Annotated in this window: 11 protein-coding genes, 1 tRNA gene and 1 pseudogene; 8 read left to right on the forward strand and 5 right to left on the reverse strand. The window is 29.6% G+C overall.

Annotation, left to right across the window (positions count from 1 at the left end):
* Positions 1–3: 3 nt before the first annotated feature.
* Positions 4–1,443 (forward strand): NADH-quinone oxidoreductase subunit NuoN, encoded by a 1,440-nt coding sequence (gene nuoN / locus HACICURT3053_RS00345; RefSeq protein ID WP_157991788.1) that lies wholly within the window; start codon positions 4–6, stop codon positions 1,441–1,443.
* A 607-nt stretch (positions 1,444–2,050) separates the two neighbouring features.
* On the opposite strand, the gene HACICURT3053_RS00350 is transcribed toward nuoN, so the two are convergent.
* Together HACICURT3053_RS00350 and HACICURT3053_RS03420 are read right to left on the reverse strand one after the other, a co-directional pair.
* Entirely contained in the window at positions 2,051–3,187 is a 1,137-nt protein-coding gene (locus HACICURT3053_RS00350) for an IscS subfamily cysteine desulfurase (RefSeq protein WP_157991789.1), read from the reverse strand.
* A gap of 268 nt (positions 3,188–3,455) precedes the next feature.
* A pseudogene (locus tag HACICURT3053_RS03420) lies at positions 3,456–3,653 on the reverse strand (Rrf2 family transcriptional regulator); the annotation flags it as partial.
* Positions 3,654–5,038: 1,385 nt separating this feature from the next.
* Here HACICURT3053_RS03420 and coaE point away from each other — a divergent pair.
* The 5 genes from coaE to era all read left to right on the forward strand — a co-directional run bounded on the left by coaE (position 5,039) and on the right by era (position 10,878).
* Entirely contained in the window at positions 5,039–5,656 is a 618-nt protein-coding gene (coaE, locus tag HACICURT3053_RS00355) for a dephospho-CoA kinase (RefSeq protein ID WP_157991790.1), read from the forward strand.
* Between the two features lie 769 nt (positions 5,657–6,425).
* On the forward strand, positions 6,426–8,225 hold the full coding sequence (lepA, locus tag HACICURT3053_RS00360; RefSeq protein ID WP_157991791.1) for a translation elongation factor 4: 1,800 nt from the start codon (positions 6,426–6,428) through the stop codon (positions 8,223–8,225).
* A 28-nt stretch (positions 8,226–8,253) separates the two neighbouring features.
* Positions 8,254–9,204, forward strand: coding sequence for a signal peptidase I (gene lepB, locus HACICURT3053_RS00365; RefSeq protein ID WP_157991792.1), 951 nt, complete (start codon positions 8,254–8,256; stop codon positions 9,202–9,204).
* Positions 9,205–9,349: 145 nt separating this feature from the next.
* Positions 9,350–10,033 (forward strand): ribonuclease III, encoded by a 684-nt coding sequence (gene rnc, locus HACICURT3053_RS00370; RefSeq protein WP_157991793.1) that lies wholly within the window; start codon positions 9,350–9,352, stop codon positions 10,031–10,033.
* A complete protein-coding gene (era, locus tag HACICURT3053_RS00375) occupies positions 10,027–10,878 on the forward strand; it encodes a GTPase Era (protein ID WP_157991794.1) in 852 nt (283 codons plus the stop codon). The genes rnc and era overlap by 7 nt, the downstream gene beginning before the upstream one ends.
* 412 nt (positions 10,879–11,290) lie before the next feature.
* On the opposite strand, the gene rsmA is transcribed toward era, so the two are convergent.
* Together rsmA and HACICURT3053_RS00385 are read right to left on the reverse strand one after the other, a co-directional pair.
* On the reverse strand, positions 11,291–12,094 hold the full coding sequence (rsmA, locus tag HACICURT3053_RS00380; protein ID WP_157991795.1) for a 16S rRNA (adenine(1518)-N(6)/adenine(1519)-N(6))-dimethyltransferase RsmA: 804 nt from the start codon (positions 12,092–12,094) through the stop codon (positions 11,291–11,293).
* A gap of 1,351 nt (positions 12,095–13,445) precedes the next feature.
* Positions 13,446–13,522 (reverse strand) — tRNA-Arg (locus HACICURT3053_RS00385).
* A gap of 2,009 nt (positions 13,523–15,531) precedes the next feature.
* On the opposite strand from HACICURT3053_RS00385, the gene folD reads away from it, so the two are divergent.
* On the forward strand, positions 15,532–16,395 hold the full coding sequence (gene folD / locus HACICURT3053_RS00390) for a bifunctional methylenetetrahydrofolate dehydrogenase/methenyltetrahydrofolate cyclohydrolase FolD (protein ID WP_157991796.1): 864 nt from the start codon (positions 15,532–15,534) through the stop codon (positions 16,393–16,395).
* A gap of 1,108 nt (positions 16,396–17,503) precedes the next feature.
* Here folD and alr read toward each other — a convergent pair.
* Positions 17,504–18,574: an alanine racemase gene (gene alr, locus HACICURT3053_RS00395; protein ID WP_157991797.1), complete on the reverse strand. Its 1,071-nt coding sequence runs from the start codon at positions 18,572–18,574 to the stop codon at positions 17,504–17,506.
* Positions 18,575–19,180: 606 nt separating this feature from the next.
* Here alr and dnaA point away from each other — a divergent pair.
* Positions 19,181–20,572, forward strand: coding sequence for a chromosomal replication initiator protein DnaA (gene dnaA / locus HACICURT3053_RS00400; protein WP_157992287.1), 1,392 nt, complete (start codon positions 19,181–19,183; stop codon positions 20,570–20,572).
* Positions 20,573–20,576: the final 4 nt, after the last annotated feature.

Below are 20,576 nucleotides of genomic sequence, written 5' to 3' on the forward strand. Positions count from 1 at the left end.
GCTATGACAATCGTGACCCAACAATTGACAATGTTGCTTCCACTATTAATTCTCGGAATAGGAGTAGTAATAATTCTGCTAACTATTTCATTAAAGAGGAATCACTTTATAACCTTGACGCTCGCAGTTAGTAGTCTGATTCTTTCTTTGTGCTCCTTGTATTTTATTACTTCTTCTAGAGAAGAAGAGATAATTCCATTTTTCCAGATAGATTATCATTCTATTTTTTATACTGTTTTAGTCATTTTAGCAAGTTTATCAACTTGTATTTTTTCTTATCGTTGGCTTGTTTTCTATCCGGGAAATCGGGAAGAATTTTATCTTTTAGTCTTACTATCAACACTTGGTGCTGTTGTTTTGACTTTTTCTAATCATCTTATTTCTTTGTTTATTGGTATTGAACTAATGTCATTACCATTATTTGGATTAGTAGGGTATACAATTCCAAATTTGCGTTCTTTAGAAGCGTCTCTTAAATACACAATACTATCTGTTGCGGCATCCTCATTTTTACTTTTTGGTGTGGCATTAATATATTCGTATACAGGTAGTTTTAGTTTTAAAAACTTAGGAGCTGATGCAAATTGTAGTTTACTTGCTCAACCATTTCTTATGGTTGGATTTGGTTGTATGTTTGTTAGTTTTTGTTTTAAGCTTTCTTTAGCGCCATTTCATCTCTGGACTCCAGATGTTTACGAGGGTGCGCCTACTCCAGTTGTAAACTTTTTAGCAAGCGCTAGTAAAATTGCAATTTTTTGTGTTTTAATGCGTTTATTTATTTCTTCTCCGTTAATGCATATTCAAGTTATACGGATTGCATTTAGTATTCTTTCAGTAGCGTCAATATTGTGTGGTAATCTGATGGCAAGCAGACAGAGTAATATCAAGCGTTTATTGGGCTATTCATCTGTCTCTCATCTAGGATATTTATTGCTTCCTCTCATTGCATTAGAGTTCTCTCAGATTGCACAAGAGGCTGTACGTTTCTATTTCGTTGGATATCTCGTAAATAGTATAGGTCTTTTTGGTTTAATTAATGTAATATCTACTTCATCGGTGGATTCACATAATCCATTACTTGATGATTTTCGTGGTTTATTTTGGCGAGATCCTTTACTTGCGGGAATCATGACTATAATGATGTTATCACTGGCAGGTATCCCGATGACTGCAGGGTTTATCGGCAAGTTCTATGTTATTGTTGTTTCTTTAGGTGCGCACTTGTGGTGGCTGATTAGTGCATTAATTCTAGGTAGTATTATTGGCGTTTATTCTTATTTTCGTGTAATCGTAAGTCTTTATATGGTTTCCTCTAATATCTTGAAACCATCTTGTTCTTCAACCAATTGGGTCTTTACTTCATCAGGAGTGGTTGTAATAGTGTCAATTGTTTTAGTGTTACTGTATGGAGTGTACCCACAATCATTAATTCTTTTGGTATAAATAAAGGTTTAGTTCTCATTCATAAAATCAATATTTTAGATTGAATAAGAAAGGTAGAGTTAGTTTCAAAATATTTAAATATTTTTTTTATTTTATTCTTACATTGAAGAAAAATATAAGAGTCTTGGTAATGGATTGTATTGTGATTTGGAGAGGTCTGTTGATTTCAGAAGAGAAGAAGATCTTAAAGTTTCTATAGTATACCAAGATGTATTAGGTATTATTTCTTGATAATAGACAAATTTTTCTTTAACTAAATGAGGGTTTTGTGTTTAGTATTTTGATATCATTTTTGATTTTTTGTAGATTTATGTATATTTTACTCTAAAATCTATAGTAGAATTAATTTGAAATCTCTTTTGATATTTATTAAATGTCACCTCTTTTTAAACATTTTTGAAATTTGAATGATATTTATACTCATGTGTTTCATAGGGGTATGGTTTTGTGTCAAACTAGATGTTTATATTAAAATAATAGATTATCATTTAGAAGAGTAATAAGTTACTGACTTGATAATTTTATGATTTGATATAAAGTTTCTTATAAAGATTCTAACATATAGTAATTAGAAAAGTTTTTGATGCGAATCAACATGGTTTAATTTTTATTGCATGATTTGATGTATTAGATTAATAACGTAATCAATTTCTTCTTTAGTAGAAAAACGGCCAAGAGAAAATCGTATGGATCTAAGTGCTATTTGATCGCTGACTCCGATTTCTTGCAAGACATATGATGGGATTATCATTGAGGAGCGACATGCTGATCCAGTTGAAACAGCTAGATTTGATAGATTCATTATGAGCGTTTCTTGATTAGCATTTTCAAAACTAATATTAAGTATATGCCCCGAATCATGATCTAGTGATCCATTTCGAGTAATTGATTTAATATGCTGAATTCCTTGCCATAATTGATCACGTAATTTTCGGATGCGTTTCATATCATAAGACATTACATTTTTTGCAATGTAATAAGCTTCGCCCATTCCAACAATTTGATGTACTGGAAGTGTTCCGGATCGTATGCCTTTTTCTTGGCCGCCTCCGTGGATTTGTGTTGCAAGATGAACAGGTGGTTGATTGCGCACAAAGAGGGCACCAATGCCTTTTGGTCCATAAATTTTATGAGAAGAGAGCGACATGAGATCAATTTTTAACTGGTTTAGTGTAATAGGTATTTTACCAGCACTTTGAGCCGCATCTACATGGAAGATAATTCCGTATTCATCGCATAAATTTCCTATAGAAGAAATATCCTGTATCACACCAATCTCATTATTGACGTGCATAATGGATATAAGTATGGTATCGTTACGTATCGCATTTTTTAACTTTTGAAGCATGATTCTTCCAGAATGATTGGGCCGGATATAGGTGACAGTAAACCCTTCATTTTCTAGCTGTTTACAGCTGTTGAGTACAGATTGATGTTCAATAGTAGAGGTAATAATGTGTCGACCTTTATTTTGGTAAGAGAAAGCCGCTCCTTTGAGCGCTAGATTATTAGATTCAGTAGCACCAGAAGTAAAAATAATTGTTTGTGAGTCTGCGCATAAAAGTGTTGCAATTTGGTGGCGACTAAAATCTACAGCTTCTTCTGCCTGCCATCCATAACGGTGTGATCGTGATGAAGGGTTACCAAAGGTTCCATCTAAAGTAAGATAATGCATCATTTTTTTTGCCACGACTGGATCAACTGGTGTAGTAGATGAGTAATCTAGATAAATGGGTAATTTCATTATTTAGCAGGCTCTATGATGGATTTTAGATTTTATTGATTGATACTATTATCATAGTCTCTATTTAGAATATACTATGAAAGAGATTGCTTATTGAGGATATTTCAGTATTAAATCATAGAGAAAATTATATTTAATTGCTACCCAATGATATTGGGTATGATACGTTTATCTTCCTAGAAGATGTGTTAAGAATATTTTGATTCTTCATTAGTTCAAATAGGGTGATGTTCTTGAAGTAGTCGTTAATATTGTTATTTATGTAACGCTATAATAGACGTGTTAAGCATAATGACTTACTTTGACAGTTTTCTTTTTCTTGATACTTTATAGAATTTAATCTTACATCTAAATAAGCAATGATTTCTCCTACTGTGAGAATATCGGGTGATTGATTAAGTAAATATTTTTCATCAGAGCCGAGGACACTAGATATAAGTCCCTGTCTGCGTAGATATAAGAATAGTTGCTTGAAATATTATAGAGATATGTCTTCTCGTTTGGAAATATGTCTTAGGTATAACCAACTATTTATAAGCATGTAATGTGATATCCAGAAGGGCAGTCACAGAACAACGGTTTTTAGATGTGAGCCTAACTATATAGATGGTTTTAGTTATTGTGAAATACATAGATCTAAGAATATGTGTTTAGTGTGACATTCTTTATTAAATTTATCAAGTATTTGGATATTATAGATTTAGTAGAATTGTTAGTATTTATACCATGATAAGTTTAGTGTAAATAATTGATAATTACTTTGAATGAAATATTGTCTAATCGATTGTTCATATAGATATATTGAAGATAACTACCATTTATCTTGTTAATTTTATTGAGGAATGATTAATTATTGTTTAATGACACTGTCATTAAAGATGGTTTCTATGAAATTATTCATTTACATTCTTTTAACTAGATTAATAATATATTTATTCAGTTAAGTAGATTAAAGATTGGTTCGTTTGTTACTATATAAGAATATACATATTATTATGCAGGTAAAAATCATAACCTTTTGTTAGATATGTAATAGAAATAGGAGTTAGATATGATTACACTTGAAATTTATTTTTATCTTTGTAGTAAGTTGTACTATGAATTATTGAAATTTAAGTTTTCAGATTAAGATTAGGATAAGTTTATTATCTCAGTATGAGAATGATATATCATTACTTTAGACTTTAATAATATTTTTATTCTGGATATTAACGTAGTAGTTAGGATGTTGTGAATAATTAATGATTTTTCTTTTTTAAGGGCTATTTATTGAGTTTTTATATTAAATTCATAATTGAAACTTTTTTAAATCATGTTTTTTTTGATTGTAAATCATTCTATGCTTCTTTGAAGAAGTGATCAATAGAAGAATATAATTCTGTTTGATGTGTAATTTATATAGCGCATACATGATTACTATTTTCTATAGACGATAAGCCTCTATTAAATAAAATATTTAGCCTGGTTTCAATGGAGATTCCATTAGAAATGGCATCTCTAAGATAATTTTATACATTTTAACATATTCAATATATATTAATATGGTTATTAATACTATTTAGAATGAATCTTCTAAGATGCTAGTTTGATAGATAATTAACTGGTTTATAGAAAGAATAATTTTGGATCGAGTGATTAACAATTAGTTTTTATCAGTCTCTTAAATAGTTACTTGTAAGTATTTTCACAATATATTCTTAGAAAGAATACGTGTTAGTCAATTTTATTGTTGGGATATGTTAAATGAGAGAAAGTGTTTTAAAGTTATAAAATTCTATAACGTTTCTAATCTTAATACTTATAGTGTTTAGAAGTCGTAATTTATGTTTTTAATAAAGAGAAATAAGATTTATGTCTTATACTATAGCTTTAACTGGAGGTATAGGGAGCGGGAAGAGTACTGTTGCACACATCTTTTCGAATTTAGGTATTAATATTATTGATTCAGATATGATTGCCCGTCAAATATTAACTCCCGGTCAGCCAGCTTTATTAGCACTTCATGCATATTTTGGTAATGACATACTAATGCAGAATGGTTTTCTTAATCGCGTTTTTCTGCGCGATAAGATTTGTAACTCCATTAATGACAGAGAATGGATTAATAATCTTTTACATCCTATTATTCGCAGGATTGCTTATAAACAGTTGCTATACTCACGTTCTATGTGGTCTTTATGGGTTGTACCATTATTAGTGGAAAATTGTTTACAAAATTATGTTGATCGTGTTTTATTAGTGGATGTAGATCCTATTATTCAAGTAGATAGAACAATGATGCGTGGTAACATTCAGTCTGAGCACATTGAAAAGATCATGTCTATTCAGGCTGATCGTTTTGCACGAATGTCTGTAGCAGATGATATTATAGATAATAGCGGTTCATTGGATACACTAAAAACCAAGGTTTTTGCATTACATAAATATTATTTATCTTTAGCAAAATCTAGGAACAACTATGTATTATGATTATTGTTATTTATGAATACGACTATCTTAAATTTTAATTAATTTATAAGATTATATTTAATGATAGCTTTATGATGATATCTGTGTGCTTATTAGATCTTTTACGTTAGAAATATAGAATATATAGATCTTTATATTTTATATAAAATAATATATTAATTTTTTATTATTGTGTAGATTTTTATATTGTATGGGATATTGTCTATTATATCTTTATATTATTAGATGTTTTGGTAATTTTGATTTTAATTTTAAATAATTACATATCGTTTAATTAAGTAAGCCAGAATGGCTTAGATGAGAATATTTTTGTTAATATGTATGTTAATGTTTTTATGAATAATTAATAATAATTGATTTTATGATTAGTCAGTCATTATAGATAGAATTTTCATGTGCTATCATTGTTTTTTGAGAAAAAATTAGTTATTTTTCTTAATTTTATCAGTGTATGAGAGATATAAGAGATATAAGAGGAGACAATTTATCTGTTATCTAGTCTTATCATACATGTTTAGAATGAATTCATAATTGGAAGTTAAAATGTTTCTTTAGATTATAGATAGTGCTAGAAGAAAGGTATTGATAAATAAATTTAGATCAAGAGCATTTCATTCTCTCAGATTTGAATCTTGATTTTTTTCCAATCATTTTTAGTTAAGCTTATTCCACTTGTATTAGAGAATTTTTGATTACCAGAAGGACTGTAAGATTTCAAGTTTGTTTCTTATTTATAAAAGAAGAAGCATTGTGAAACTTTGTATACTATATGAATTATATACGAAATTTTTCTATTATTGCCCATATTGATCATGGGAAGTCAACACTTTCTGATCGTTTGATTCAGTTATGTGGCGGGTTGAGTGAACGTGAGATGGCATCTCAAGTTTTAGATTCTATGGATTTAGAACGTGAACGCGGGATTACTATTAAAGCACAGAGTGTTACTCTGAGTTATCAGGCAAAAGATGATCAGACGTATCAGTTAAATTTTATTGATACGCCCGGTCATGCAGATTTTGCGTATGAAGTTTCTCGTTCTTTATCTGCTTGTGAAGGCGCGCTTCTTGTTATTGATGCTGCACAAGGGGTAGAGGCACAAACTGTAGCTAATTTTTATAGCGCCATGGAAATGCATTTATCAGTGATACCAGTTTTAAACAAAATAGATTTACTTACAGCTGATCCAGATCGAGTTTTAAAAGAAATTCATAATGTTATAGGAATTGATATAGATGATATTGTTTGTTGTTCAGCAAAAACAGGTGTTGGAGTGCCTGATGTACTAGAGCGTTTAGTCCGTGATATCCCTCCTCCACAAGGAGGGCTTAATAGCCCTTTACAGGCATTAATTATTGATTCTTGGTTTGATAATTATCTTGGTGTTGTTTCGCTAGTACGTATTAAAAATGGTATCTTGCGTAAAGGAGAAAAAATCAAGGTAATGAGTACTGGTCAAGTTTATACGATAGATCGTTTAGGGATTTTTACTCCAAAACGTAAAGATACTGATTCTCTTCGTTGTGGGGAAGTTGGGTGGTTAGTTTGTGCAATTAAAGATATTTTTGGGGCGCCAGTAGGCGACACATTAACATCAGCCCATCATGGTGCTGAGAGCGCTCTAATTGGTTTTAAAAAAGTTAAACCGCAGGTTTATGCGGGCCTATTTCCTCTACGATCCAATGATTATGAATCTGTTCGGGACGCTCTAGGTAAGCTCTGTTTAAATGATTCTTCTCTAGTGTATGAAACTGAAAGCTCTATTGCTCTTGGATGTGGTTTTCGTTGTGGTTTTCTTGGTTTGCTTCATATGGAAATTATTCGTGAGCGTTTAGAGCGTGAGTATTGTCTTGAGTTAATTACTACAGCTCCAACGGTAGTTTATGAGGTAAAGATGATTAATGGACAGATTATGCATATAGATAATCCATCTAAGATGCCGTTAGCTAATCATATTGCAGAGTTGCGCGAGCCCATTGCTGAATGTAATATTTTGGTTCCTCAGAGGTATCTTGGTAATGTTATGACGCTTTGTATCAAAAAACGTGGTGTACAAACTCGGATGCTGTATCATGATCTTCACATATCTTTAACTTATGATATTCCTATGTCTGAGGTAATTCTTGATTTTTTTGATCAGCTTAAATCTACGTCACGAGGGTATGCGTCACTGGATTATAATTTTAAAAAATTTATGCTTTCTGATTTGGTTCGTGTTGACTTAATTATTAATGGTGATCGTATTGATGCTTTATCTATTATGGTTCATCGTAATGATTCATATCGTTGTGGCCGTGTTTTGATAGATAAGATTTCACATTTTATCTCACGACAGCAGTTTGAGATTGTTATTCAAGCGGCTATTGGTAGCCATATTATTGCTCGATCTTCAGTGAAGCAATTAAGAAAAAATGTTCTTGCAAAATGTTATGGTGGCGATGTTAGTCGCAAGAAAAAGCTATTAAAGAAACAAGCAGATGGGAAGAAAAGATTGAAAAAGATCGGTCAGGTTGAATTATCTCAGGAAGCTTTTCTTGCGATAATGAATCTTAATAAGGATGGTTCATAGAGGGTATCATTGGTTTAGAGGATATAAAATGGCGCATATATTTGCTGTATTTTTAGCAATTACTACCTTTAGTTCTGGAATTATCTGGTGTATTAATAGAATAAAATCTCTTCAATATCGATATAGAAAGAATAAAGAAGGGCAATGTAAGGGAATGGAGATTTCTGTAGAGAAAGGACAAGGGGGGTTGATAGAATCCATTGCATCGATATTTCCGGTTCTTCTTTTAGTTTTTATCGTGCGCTCATTTATCTTTGAACCATTCCATATTCCATCTGGATCGATGATACCAACTTTGTTGATAGGCGATTTTATTCTGGTAGAAAAGTATGCTTATGGTTTACGAAATCCGATAACTAATACTGTTTTTATTAAAACTGGTAATCCAAAGCGTGGTGATATTGTAGTATTTCAGTATCCGAAAAACCCAAGACAAGATTATATTAAACGCATAATTGGTTTGCCAGGTGACCGAGTAGATTATAATCCTATTAAAAAGACATTATCTATTATATCGTCTTGTGTTAACAAGAAAGACTGTGATGGTTTGATTAAAGTCACTTATTCTAATGATAAAGAGAATAATAGGATTTTAAGTAAATTTAGCACTAATGTACTAGATAATACTTTTGATCAGTTGTTATCGAATGATTTATATTTAGAGGGATTGCATATAACAATTCGTAGTGAAACTATTGATAATATGTCGCATCGTATTTTATTATCAAATTGGGAAAAAAGTCATCTTAGATCAATTCCTCAGAGGAGAGAGGAAGTTCCGCTAAGCTGGTTCGTGCCTGAAAAGATGTACTTTGTTATGGGTGATAATCGTGATAATAGCTCTGATAGTCGTATTTGGGGTTTTGTTTCTGAAGATCATTTAATTGGTAAAGCAATTGTGATTTGGATGAGCATAGATAAGCAGATAGGTCAATGGCCTACTGGATTAACTTTTAGACGTATTGGCATGATTCAGTAATATTGTCAGTTATCGATTAACAAAATTACAGGTGATGACTACATGATTGTATAGTAAAAATTTTTTATAAGAAAAAGAGAGGGGTACTAGAAATTTTTTTAGATTTATGAGATTATGGCATAATATAAATAGAAGTTGGTAAAGCATGAATCTAAAAACAATCAATCATCTACAAAGAAAGATAGGATATACTTTTACTAGTCTTCAATTATTAGAAGAAGCCTTGACTCATCGTAGTAGCAGTAGTCGTAATAACGAAAGATTAGAGTTTCTTGGTGACTCAATATTAAGTTATGTTATAACTTTTACGTTATATCATAGATTTGAATCTGTAAATGAAGGTAATCTGAGTCGAATGCGTTCTACTTTGGTTTGTGGTGATACCTTATTTTCCATAGCAATGGATTTAGATTTAGGGTCGTATTTGCGTCTTGGTCGTGGTGAACTGAAAAGCGGTGGATCTCGGCGTCAATCTATTTTATCTAATGCTGTTGAGGCATTGATCGGAGGAGTTTTTCTAGATAGTGATATTAATAGAGTAGAACAAATGATTCTTAAATGGTATGATTTTCGCTTAAATAGAATTAGTTCTGAATATAAACAAAAAGATCCGAAGACCCGCTTGCAAGAGTTTCTACAAGCTCACCATCTACCTTTGCCGAATTATGTAGTAGTAGAAGTGAACGGTGAAGATCATAATCAGCAATTTATTATTCACTGTCAAGTGAATGGCATACTGAATATGGTTATTGGGACCGGGTCAAATCGACGGAAAGCTGAGCAAGCAACAGCGGAAAAGGCTTTACGTTATTTAGGTATAAAATGTTAAATTCTATTACTTATGCAGGATTTGTTGCTATTGTAGGTCGTCCAAATGTCGGTAAATCTACATTGTTAAATCGGCTTGTCCGTAATAAAGTGTCTATTACATCATCTAAACCTCATACTACTCGTTATCGTATTTGTGGTATACATACTGAAGGATCATATCAGTCTATTTATATTGATACACCTGGATTTTATTTTAAAGAGAATCAAATTGTTGATTGCGCTATAAATCGTACTGTCATTAGAGCTTTAGATGGTGTATCTTTAGTTATTTTTTTAATAGAAGGGACTCGTTGGACTTCTGCTGATCAAATGGTTATGAGTAGATTAAAAGAACAAGAATCTGTGTTATTAGTAATCAACAAAGTGGATAGAATTTCTGATAAACACACTTTGTTACCATATTTACACTACCTGGTCCAGAAGAGAAATTTTGTAGAGATAGTGCCTATTTCTGCTAAAAAATCTATTAATATTAACATTGTCTCCAGTATAGTGCAAGAACATCTTCCAAAATCACAGTATTATTTCCCAGAAAAATCTATCACAAATAGATCTCAAATCTTTATGTGTTCGGAAATTATTCGTGAGAAACTGATACGCTTTCTTGGTGCTGAGTTACCTTCAATCATTATAGTTAAGATTAATAAATTTTCTTTAGAGAAAAATGGTTATCTGAATATTTCTTCTATGTTATTAGTTCGTCATAACAGTCAAAAAAATATAGTAATTGGAAATGGAGGAAGTAAGATTAAAACTATTGGAATTGCGGCGCGCAAAGATCTGGAGTCATTCTTTAAAGTGACTGTCTATTTGGATTTATGGGTTCAAGTAAAACCGTGTTGAATAGACAGTGATTTTTCGATATTTCACCTCAGTTAGATTTAGATTTTTAAATAATGATAGAAGTACAAGGTTGATGGCAATCATATTAAATGTGTTATTTTATTTATTGTAATAAAGTTGAAATAATATGTTTTATGATAAAAATTAAGTTTAATACAATTTTAATTATTATTAAATGTCTTGAATATACAATTTAGTAGAATTTTAATCAAAAATAGTTATAATATAATTATGATCAAATCATATTTATTTAAATATATTAATATCATTAAAATATTTTAAGTTTTCACATTGATGTTCTTTTTTTATTGAGAAAGGAAAGTGCTCTGAATATTAAAGATTCTATTACGTTTCTATATTTTAACATTTCATACCATGAATATATGTAGTTAATATACCTTTAATACACTATTTAGTGTGATACCCATAAATTAGTTAGCTGGCAATACTGTGTTATAGTGACATCTTCTGCTCGTAATGTCGGTGAAATATTTATTGACAACAAGGATTCATCAGAGAAAAATCTGCACAGGCTATTTCTTAATGTTTTTCGACGCTGACCAAAAGCCGCGGTAGTAATATGATATAGCGCTTGTGTATTGAATGTTGAGTGACATCTTTTTTCTCTGGGGAGAAAACGCACCATGGTAGATTCTATTTTTGGAGAGGGAATAAAAGCTATTGATGGAATTGTTATAATTGGAGTTATATGACAGTAATATTGTGCCATAACTGAAAGTCGACCATAGTTTTTATTTCCTGGTTTGGCTATAAGGCGGTTCGCCACTTCTTTTTGTAGCATAAGATGTATATCTTGAAAAACGCTGACCTGAGTAAATAGTGAAAAAAGTAATGGTGTAGAGATACTATAGGGTATATTACCAAATACGCGAAGCAATTGTCCTTCTTTTTTTGAAAAATTTTTGAAATCAAAAGTAAGAATATCTTGTTGAAATACAATCAATTTTGGTCCAAGAATTGGATGATTTTTTAGATATAATGCTAGATCCCTATCGATTTCAACTACTACTAATTTGGTGACTTTTTTTTCTATCTTATGAGTAAGCGCACCAAGACCAGGTCCTATTTCAAGTAATAGATCATCATATTGTGGGTTAATTGCATGTATAATTTCATTGATATAATATTGATTTTTTAGAAAGTATTGTCCAAATCGCTTACGTATACAGTGACCTTGATAAACTTGATATCTCATTATATTTTCTTTAAATGAATGACGTGGAGAGGTATTTATAATTTTATATTTCAGTTTTTGGTTTTATCTTAAGGTATATTATTTAATTTTTTAGTTGATTGATATTCTATTGAATAGAAAGCATTTTAGAAAGTAATTGATTGGTTAACTATATTTTTCTTGTACCGTATTAGAGTTACAATACTCTAGTTCTTTCATAGGTAAAATGATATAATTAATTTGATTTTTATTTAGGTAGTAGTGTTGTTATATATTTTATCGAGATTTTCAATTATTCGGGTGAATATGTTCTTAGACAAGAAACATTATAAGAAGTAAGTGGCATATTTTATTGATATGTAAAGTTTGTTAGAGCTAGATGGAATTAAAGATTGATTCTTTTGGAAATTCATTAGTCATTTAGTTACTGTTGAATTAGTTATTATTTTGTAATTAGTTTTTATTAATATTAGGATTGACGAATTTTTTTATATAGAAATGCTATCTGTTGTTCTGGGATTTAGAAGAATTTTGATTCTATCATATCTTGAAATTAAGATATTTTATTTACAATAGTAAGTGTATTTTTTTAGGTACATTGAGTTTTACTTGATCAAAGATAATTATAGATTACTTATATTTATAGCATAGGAAGCATGTATAAAATCAATATTGATTTTATTTGTAAAATGTGAAATTATTTTAAATATTCAAGGTATATCTGAATTTTTAATCTAATTAAATTTATTATTTATCTAAATAAATAAGATTATTAGATTTTGATATTTATAACGATAAACTTAGAGTTTATGATAATAGAATAAATGGAATCTGTAGACCTAAGGTTTTTTTATTTTTTGTTAAAATATATTATAGTATTGCATTATGGTTTTTGATAGTATATCTAGTATATCTAGTATATCTAGTATATCTAGTATATCTAGTATATCTAGTATATCTAGTATATCTAGTATATCTAGTATATCTAGTATATCTAGTATATCTAGTATATCTACTATATATAGTATATATAGTATATATAGCTATACAGCTGCATGGCTGTATATCTATAATACAGGCTTATATTCGTATAAGAATTATATGGAGAATAGAGTAGATTACAAATTTAATGATTTTACTGCGTTAGAATAGAATTCTAACATTATAACAAAAAATTTATTGAGAACGTTCTGTTTATTTGTGAAAAGACCTTCCTTTGTAAGGAACTTGGTTTTATATTTATGAAGTCATATATAAGAGATATATCAATATAATAATAAAAGTATATTTTTATCTGTATTTTTTATATTTTTTATAGATATAAGGTATAATCTGATATAGATGATCTATATTTTATTCTGAAGAGACTAAGTGGCGCGCCCTACAGGATTCGAACCTGTGACCTACGGCTTAGAAGGCCGGTGCTCTATCCAGCTAAGCTAAGGGCGCATAATTACTTTAAGATTCTAAACGATTAAATTTTATTTAGTCAAGCATTTACTCTGATAATATCTAGATTAATATATTTTGATGTTTAATTTCCATCTATTATACTAATTTTAGTTATCTAGTGATTTTTATTTTTTTTGGGAGTTAGTAGAATATTTTGTTACATTAATTAATTGGAAAGTCATAAGTATTGAAGTTTTATGAATAGTGTTTATTGTTAATTATTATCTTAATTTATTGATCAGGTATCAATATTTTCATTTTATAGTCATTTTAGACTAACTAGGTTTTAAATACTTATATACATTTATTGAATTTTATTCATGAAATATATCAGTGATAAACTAGAAGAGTAAGTAAGTTTAGATAATTAGAACAGGTAATATAATTAATTTATATAAGATATTTTATCATAAAAAATGATAAGTATTTTATTTTTTATGTATATTGTTAGTATTTAATAATATTTATTGTTATCAAATTACTAAAATTGATCTAATAAAATAATAAAATTCAATACTGACAATTATATACGATGTATCTAGGTTTTGTTATACAAGAAATATAAGTGATTAATAGTGTGCCCTATGATATATATTTAGGATTTTGTTATAGTATGTTATACTAACATATGGATTATGTTTAAGATAATAAAGATATGTAAGAAGAGATGAGAGATATAAAAAAATAAAACGATAGCATGTTTGGAATAATTTTTTAGAGATTTACAAGAAGATATCGACGATATAATGTTATTATTAGTGGTTTCGTCATTCTTTTTTAGAAAAGAATGAGTCTCAGGTATTGGGTGCGGATTATTTTTTATACAATAATCAACTAAGTATGTTACTTCTTGAAAGACAAAATAGGATACATTGATTAGATTAAGACATGATCTTATAGAAATATATACACAGCAATATATTGATATTCTTTAATTATGATTAAAGTTATATTGGACTAGTTATCGTTTATATTTTTATTTTTAATAGACAAGATAAAAAATTGACACTCTTCTTTTAAGAATTATAAAAAATTAAAGAATAATCATTAGTTAGTGATTTAAACATATTGATTTAATGGTTCTGCTAAGAGTGAAAGTATGATCTATCTATAATGTTTTTCTTCTTATATCTATAGATGTGGTAACAAATGATTACAAGATAAATTATATTTAAGATTGTTAACTCTAAAGAAATATTTTTTATTATATCTATTTTGATTCATGGTGTGTAGTTAGTAATAATATGCTTGTATTATATTAAGTGAGATTATTAGTTTTGGTTAAGAAATTTACATATTATCTCTATAGTAATATAGAAAAAAATTAAAGGTTCTAGAATGACATTAATTATATTAGTACTTTTAGTCAGAATTATAAATAAGATTTATATGGCTATTAATAATAATAGAAGATTATAGTGTAAGATGAATTAATATAAGAGTTATTAAATATTATGTGATTAGATGAATTTATTAGATTATTGATAATAATATATAAGAATAAGTTTGTAGTAAAACTGTAGGTTAGACTGGAATAAAGTGAATCAATAATTCTATTATTAAAACTTTGAAGAAGATCAGTAAATTATAGTAAGAGTGTTTTAGAAAAATAAAGACAATGTATATATATTTATAGAACTATTAGATGGTATGTTATAAATTTTATTTTTAATATAAATCCTCTATGTTATATATTAACTTTCTAATAAGAAAGGTTAGATATGACAATAAATATTTATAAAACAAAAGTTTATAACTAGATATAGCTATATTCTCTGTTGATTTCCAGTACAAATTGATATCAGTTAATATAGTGATAATGATGATTCTAGAAGTATATTACATACTATCAAGTTGTAAGTAGCATTTCGGAAGATGTGACTAAATAATCGTTTATAGTTCTACTATCTATAATATTATAAACTAACCGAAAAGGTTCTGATTTTTAGTATTTTCTTTTACTTAAGGTTTTTAAAACTTAAATAATATAAAGGAATTGTTTTTCGATGTTTGCAAAAATTCTTGATGGTAAAATGATTGCAAAACAAACTCTCCAAGAGGTTGCAGAGCGTGTTCATCAACGGATTCAATCTGGAAAACGGGCGCCTTCTCTTGCTGTCGTTTTGGTAGGTTCAGATCCTATTTCGAAGATTTATATTACGAGAAAATGTCATGCTTGTTCAGAAGTCGGTGTTCTCTTCCATTCATATTTTTTGCCTATTAGTATTAGTGAAAGAAAATTATTAAATTTAATTAAAAAGTTAAATGATAATGAAGATGTGGATGGAATTTTAGTGCAATTACCATTACCTCCTTCTATTAACGTATTGCATGTTATACAGGCAATTTCTCCTCTAAAGGATGTAGATGGTTTTCATCCTTATAATGTAGGTCGTTTATGTACTCGCTCCCCAGCGATATTGAGGCCTTGCACACCATTAGGTGTTATCACCTTGTTAGGTCATTATAATATTGAGATTTGTAGCTTGCATGCTGTAGTTGTTGGCGCTTCCAATATTGTTGGACGACCAATGAGTATGGAGCTTTTACTTGCTGGCTGTACTACTACTGTTACACATCGATTTACAAAAAACTTATCTCGTTATGTAAAAGACGCTGATCTTCTTATCGTAGCAGTCGGTAAACCTTATTTTATTTCCGGTGAATGGATTAAATCAGGGGCTATTGTTATTGATGTTGGTATTAATCGTTTAAAAAACGGTAATATAGTTGGTGATGTTGCTTTTGATGAGGCTTCGAAGGTGGCGGCATGGATTACTCCAGTTCCGGGAGGAGTTGGTCCCATGACGGTTGCTATTTTAATGCAAAACACTTTAAAGATTTGTGAAGAAAATGACAAGAGCATGTGATACAAATACAGCTATTTTGATATTAGTAACTAATATTTAATAATTTTTTTATGACAGATAAAGGCAAGTATTTTTTTTGTATTGTTTATTGCGTCCTATCTATCTAATGAACTTAATTTAATTAAATGAAATTTTTTTAACTATATTCTGTGTCTCAATATATAGACTATGTATTTTATTAAATTTATTGTATATTCAATTTTTATATTTTTGATAGAAAGGGGCTTTTATATCATTTTATTTGTTGATAATTCAACTATTTTTATTTATGCTTCATGTTAAAGGACATCTTTTATTAGATTATAAATATATAGATTTATGTACCATCACTACAATAATCTAATTTCTTAACCATAAGAAATTAATATAAATATTTATTTAGTTCTCAGTAATATATGTTCATAGGTAGCAAATTATATTCTATAATATATTCTTATACTAGATGAGAGAGTATATTAACTAGGTTTATTTGTTCTTACAAGATAGCCATTTTAGATTCAGAAGAAAGATTGTATCTTTAGAGGATGGGGTAGATTGTATTTTTCATACATCATATAACTTTTAATGGAGTAAATAAATTAAGAGAGAATAATATTATAATTTTTTTAAAATAGATAATGCATCTTTTCTTAAGATTAAGACATGTATGTGTATTTAGTTGAATGATCGATGTTATATTTTAATTTTTATTGGTCTTAGTTTCTATATTAGAAGATTTAATACTATTTATTAAAGTTAATTATTAATTTGCAATTATATACAATAATGATTGTTGGTTATACATATTTTGTATAATTCATTATAAACATAAAACGAATTATTTTTGAAAAGATTGGAATGTATTAGATCAAGGTTCTATAATACATCCATAACTATAACAGCAAGTTATATTAGTAGAATATCTTTTACTATTTCATATGATTTTTAATAATTAATAGCGATTTTCTTAGTTAGATTTATTCATAAATTATAGAAAAGGATTCTAGTTATTATTTTTTTAAAACCAATATCACAATTATGAAGAAATTGTATGAGAGATGATTTTAATATCATGTATTCTACATGATGGTTTTAATAAGTGAAAATTATGATATAATAGCACAAAAGTCTAGTATAGTTTTACTGGTACTCGTTGGGATAGTGAGCACATAATCTCGTATCCTACGGTCTTTGCTATTAGTGCAATGTCATCTATTTTTATATTTTCTCCCCATAGCTCTACGGTGCTATCAAGACCAGTGTTAGGATGGTTAGTTAAATCAATAGCAAGCATGTCCATTGCTACTGATCCGATGGTTTGTGTAATCTCGTTATTTACCTTAATAGGTGTTCCAGATGGAGCATGACGTGGATAGCCATCAGCATATCCGCATGCAACTATTCCGATGCGTTGTTTGTATGGTGCACAATAGTTATGGCTATAACCTACGCTAGCTCCTTCTGGAATTTCTTGTATGGCAATTACTTTGCTTGTCAGTGTCATAACTGGTTTTAAGCCACTATGAACAATACGCTTCGAGTCGCTACTTGGTGAAGCGCCATATAGCATAATTCCAGGACGAATCCAGTCAAAATGCGTATTTGGATGCCACAGCGTAGCAGCAGAGTTAGCCAGTGAATGCGGGCATTTTAATCCGATAGTTGCTTGTTTGATTTTCTTCATTGGCTCGGTAACTCCTTGTGGGTTTTCTGCTTCAGGGAAATGTGACATAAGGGTTAGTTCGCCAATATTGTTGTATGACCGTAGTTGATGCCAGATCTTATTGATCTCATTTGGTTGAAAACCAAGACGATTCATACCGCAGTTTATTTTAAGATAAACATTTACCGGAGATAATAGTTTAGCTTTTTTTAGTGCTTGAATCTGCCAATGACTATGTATGGCAGTTGTTAAGGAATAGTGATTAATAATTTTTATATCATCTGAGTCAAAGAAACCTTCTAATAGTAGGATGGGTTTATCCCATCCGTGGTCACGAAGAAAAATGGCCTCATCTAGGTTAAGCAAGGCAAAACCATCTGCTTTGATTAGACTTTTCCACACATTTTTAATACCGTGTCCATATGCATTGGCTTTCACCACTGCCCAAATATGCGAAGTAGGAGCCAAATTACGAGCTATAGATAGATTGTGTTTTAATGCATTTTGATTGATCGTAGCTATAATAGGACGAGGCATAGGTATTCCTGTTTCAGTAAATGAAATAATGATATCTCTGAGATTAAGTATGATTTTTAAGAGATTATATTATATTAAATATTCAATTTATTAGTATATAGATATAAGGAAATCAATTATTTTAAAGATTATTCACCATTAAAAGTAAAACATGAAATTTGATTATGAAACTTATTATGTACAACAGTGCATTTATTAATATCATTTCTAGATGTCGAGAATTAATTTTTTAAAATTATTGCACTAGAATGGGTTTTAAATAGATCAGACGGTATTTATAATTCTATTTCTTAAGTGATTTTGGAATTGGTTATTAACCATAGAATTTTTTTATATGATTGTACAAGTTAAACTAATTCATATTCTTTCAGTTATTAACATATAAGATTATTTTTTTGATAAACTTAAGATCTCTGTTGTATTTTGCGTTAATATTTTCTCTGTAAAGAGTTAAAGAAAGAGTTTCTTTTTTTAAAATTTCACAGATGTTAGAAATAAGAAGAATCGGATAAGAATTTTAATTTTTCTTTCTTTGAAATGCACAAATTATAATGAATTTTCATTTCAGTTTTTGTATTTTTTTGGAATTTCTCAATGGGGCTCGCCGTGTCACTTATACTTTGGAAGCAGTGTCTTACCTCTTTGCAGGATGAGTTGCCTGCCACCGAGTTCAGCATGTGGATACGACCCTTGCAAGCTGAGCTAAATGATAATACATTAGCTTTATATGCACCAAATCGTTTTGTACTCGATTGGGTTAGAGATAAGTATTTATCTAATATAAATGCTCTTCTTAATAATTTTGGTGGTGTAAATGTTCCTTTTTTGCGATTTGAAGTAGGAAGAAAATCTATCTCTCGTGCTATAAGACAATCTACTATTACTAATAGAAAGACGATAACGGGTACAACGGGTAATCTTTTCATACCAAGTCCAACGCATTGGAATGGTACTACTGCGTTATCTTATGTTGTTAATCGTTCTAATTTAAATGTTAAGAATAATTTTGATAATTTTGTTGAGGGTAAATCTAATCAATTAGCGTGTGCAGCAGCTCATCAGGTTGCTTCTAATCCTGGTGGATTATACAATCCTTTGTTTGTTTATGGTGGAACGGGTCTTGGTAAAACACATCTCTTGCATGCGGTAGGGAACAGTATTCTTGCTAATAAGTCTAATTCCAAAGTAGTATATATGCACTCTGAACGTTTTGTTCAGGATATGGTTAAGGCTCTACAAAATAATGAAATTGAATCTTTCAAGTGTTATTATCGTTCAGTAAAGGCTCTATTAATTGATGATATTCAATTCTTTGCTAATAAAGAGCGATCTCAAGAAGAATTTTTTCATACGTTCAATTCACTTCTTGAAGGTAACCAACAGGTAATTTTAACTTCTGATCGTTATCCAAAAGAAATTAATGGAGTAGAAGATCGTTTAAAATCACGTTTTGGATGGGGTTTAACGGTGGCTATTGATCCACCAGAACTTGACATGCGTATAGCAATTTTAATGAAGAAAGCTAATGAAAATAATATTTGTTTGCCAGGAGAAGTTGCATATTTTATTGCTAAAAAATTACGGTCTAATGTGCGAGAACTAGAAGGAGCACTGAATCGAGTAATTGCTAACTCTATATTTACACGACGTGCAATAACTATTGATTTTGTTCGCGAAGCTCTGCGTGATTTGCTAGCCCTACAAGATAAGTTAGTTACTATTGATACTATTCAAAAGACGGTAGCTCGATATTATCAAATTCAAGTGGCTGATTTGTTGTCAAAACGTCGGTCGCGCTCGGTAGCTCGACCTCGTCAGATGGCAATGGCTATGGCTAAAGAGCTAACAAATCACAGTTTACCAGAAATCGGTAATGCTTTTGGAGGTCGTGATCACACGACTGTTCTCCATGCTTGTCGGAAAATAGAGAAATTAAATGAAGAGAGTTTAGATATTCAAGAAGATTTTTCAAATTTAATTAAAACCTTGTCCTCTTGATTTA

The organism is Candidatus Erwinia haradaeae (assembly GCF_900698855.1).
In the GTDB taxonomy this organism is placed as follows: domain Bacteria; phylum Pseudomonadota; class Gammaproteobacteria; order Enterobacterales; family Enterobacteriaceae; genus Erwinia_E; species Erwinia_E haradaeae_F.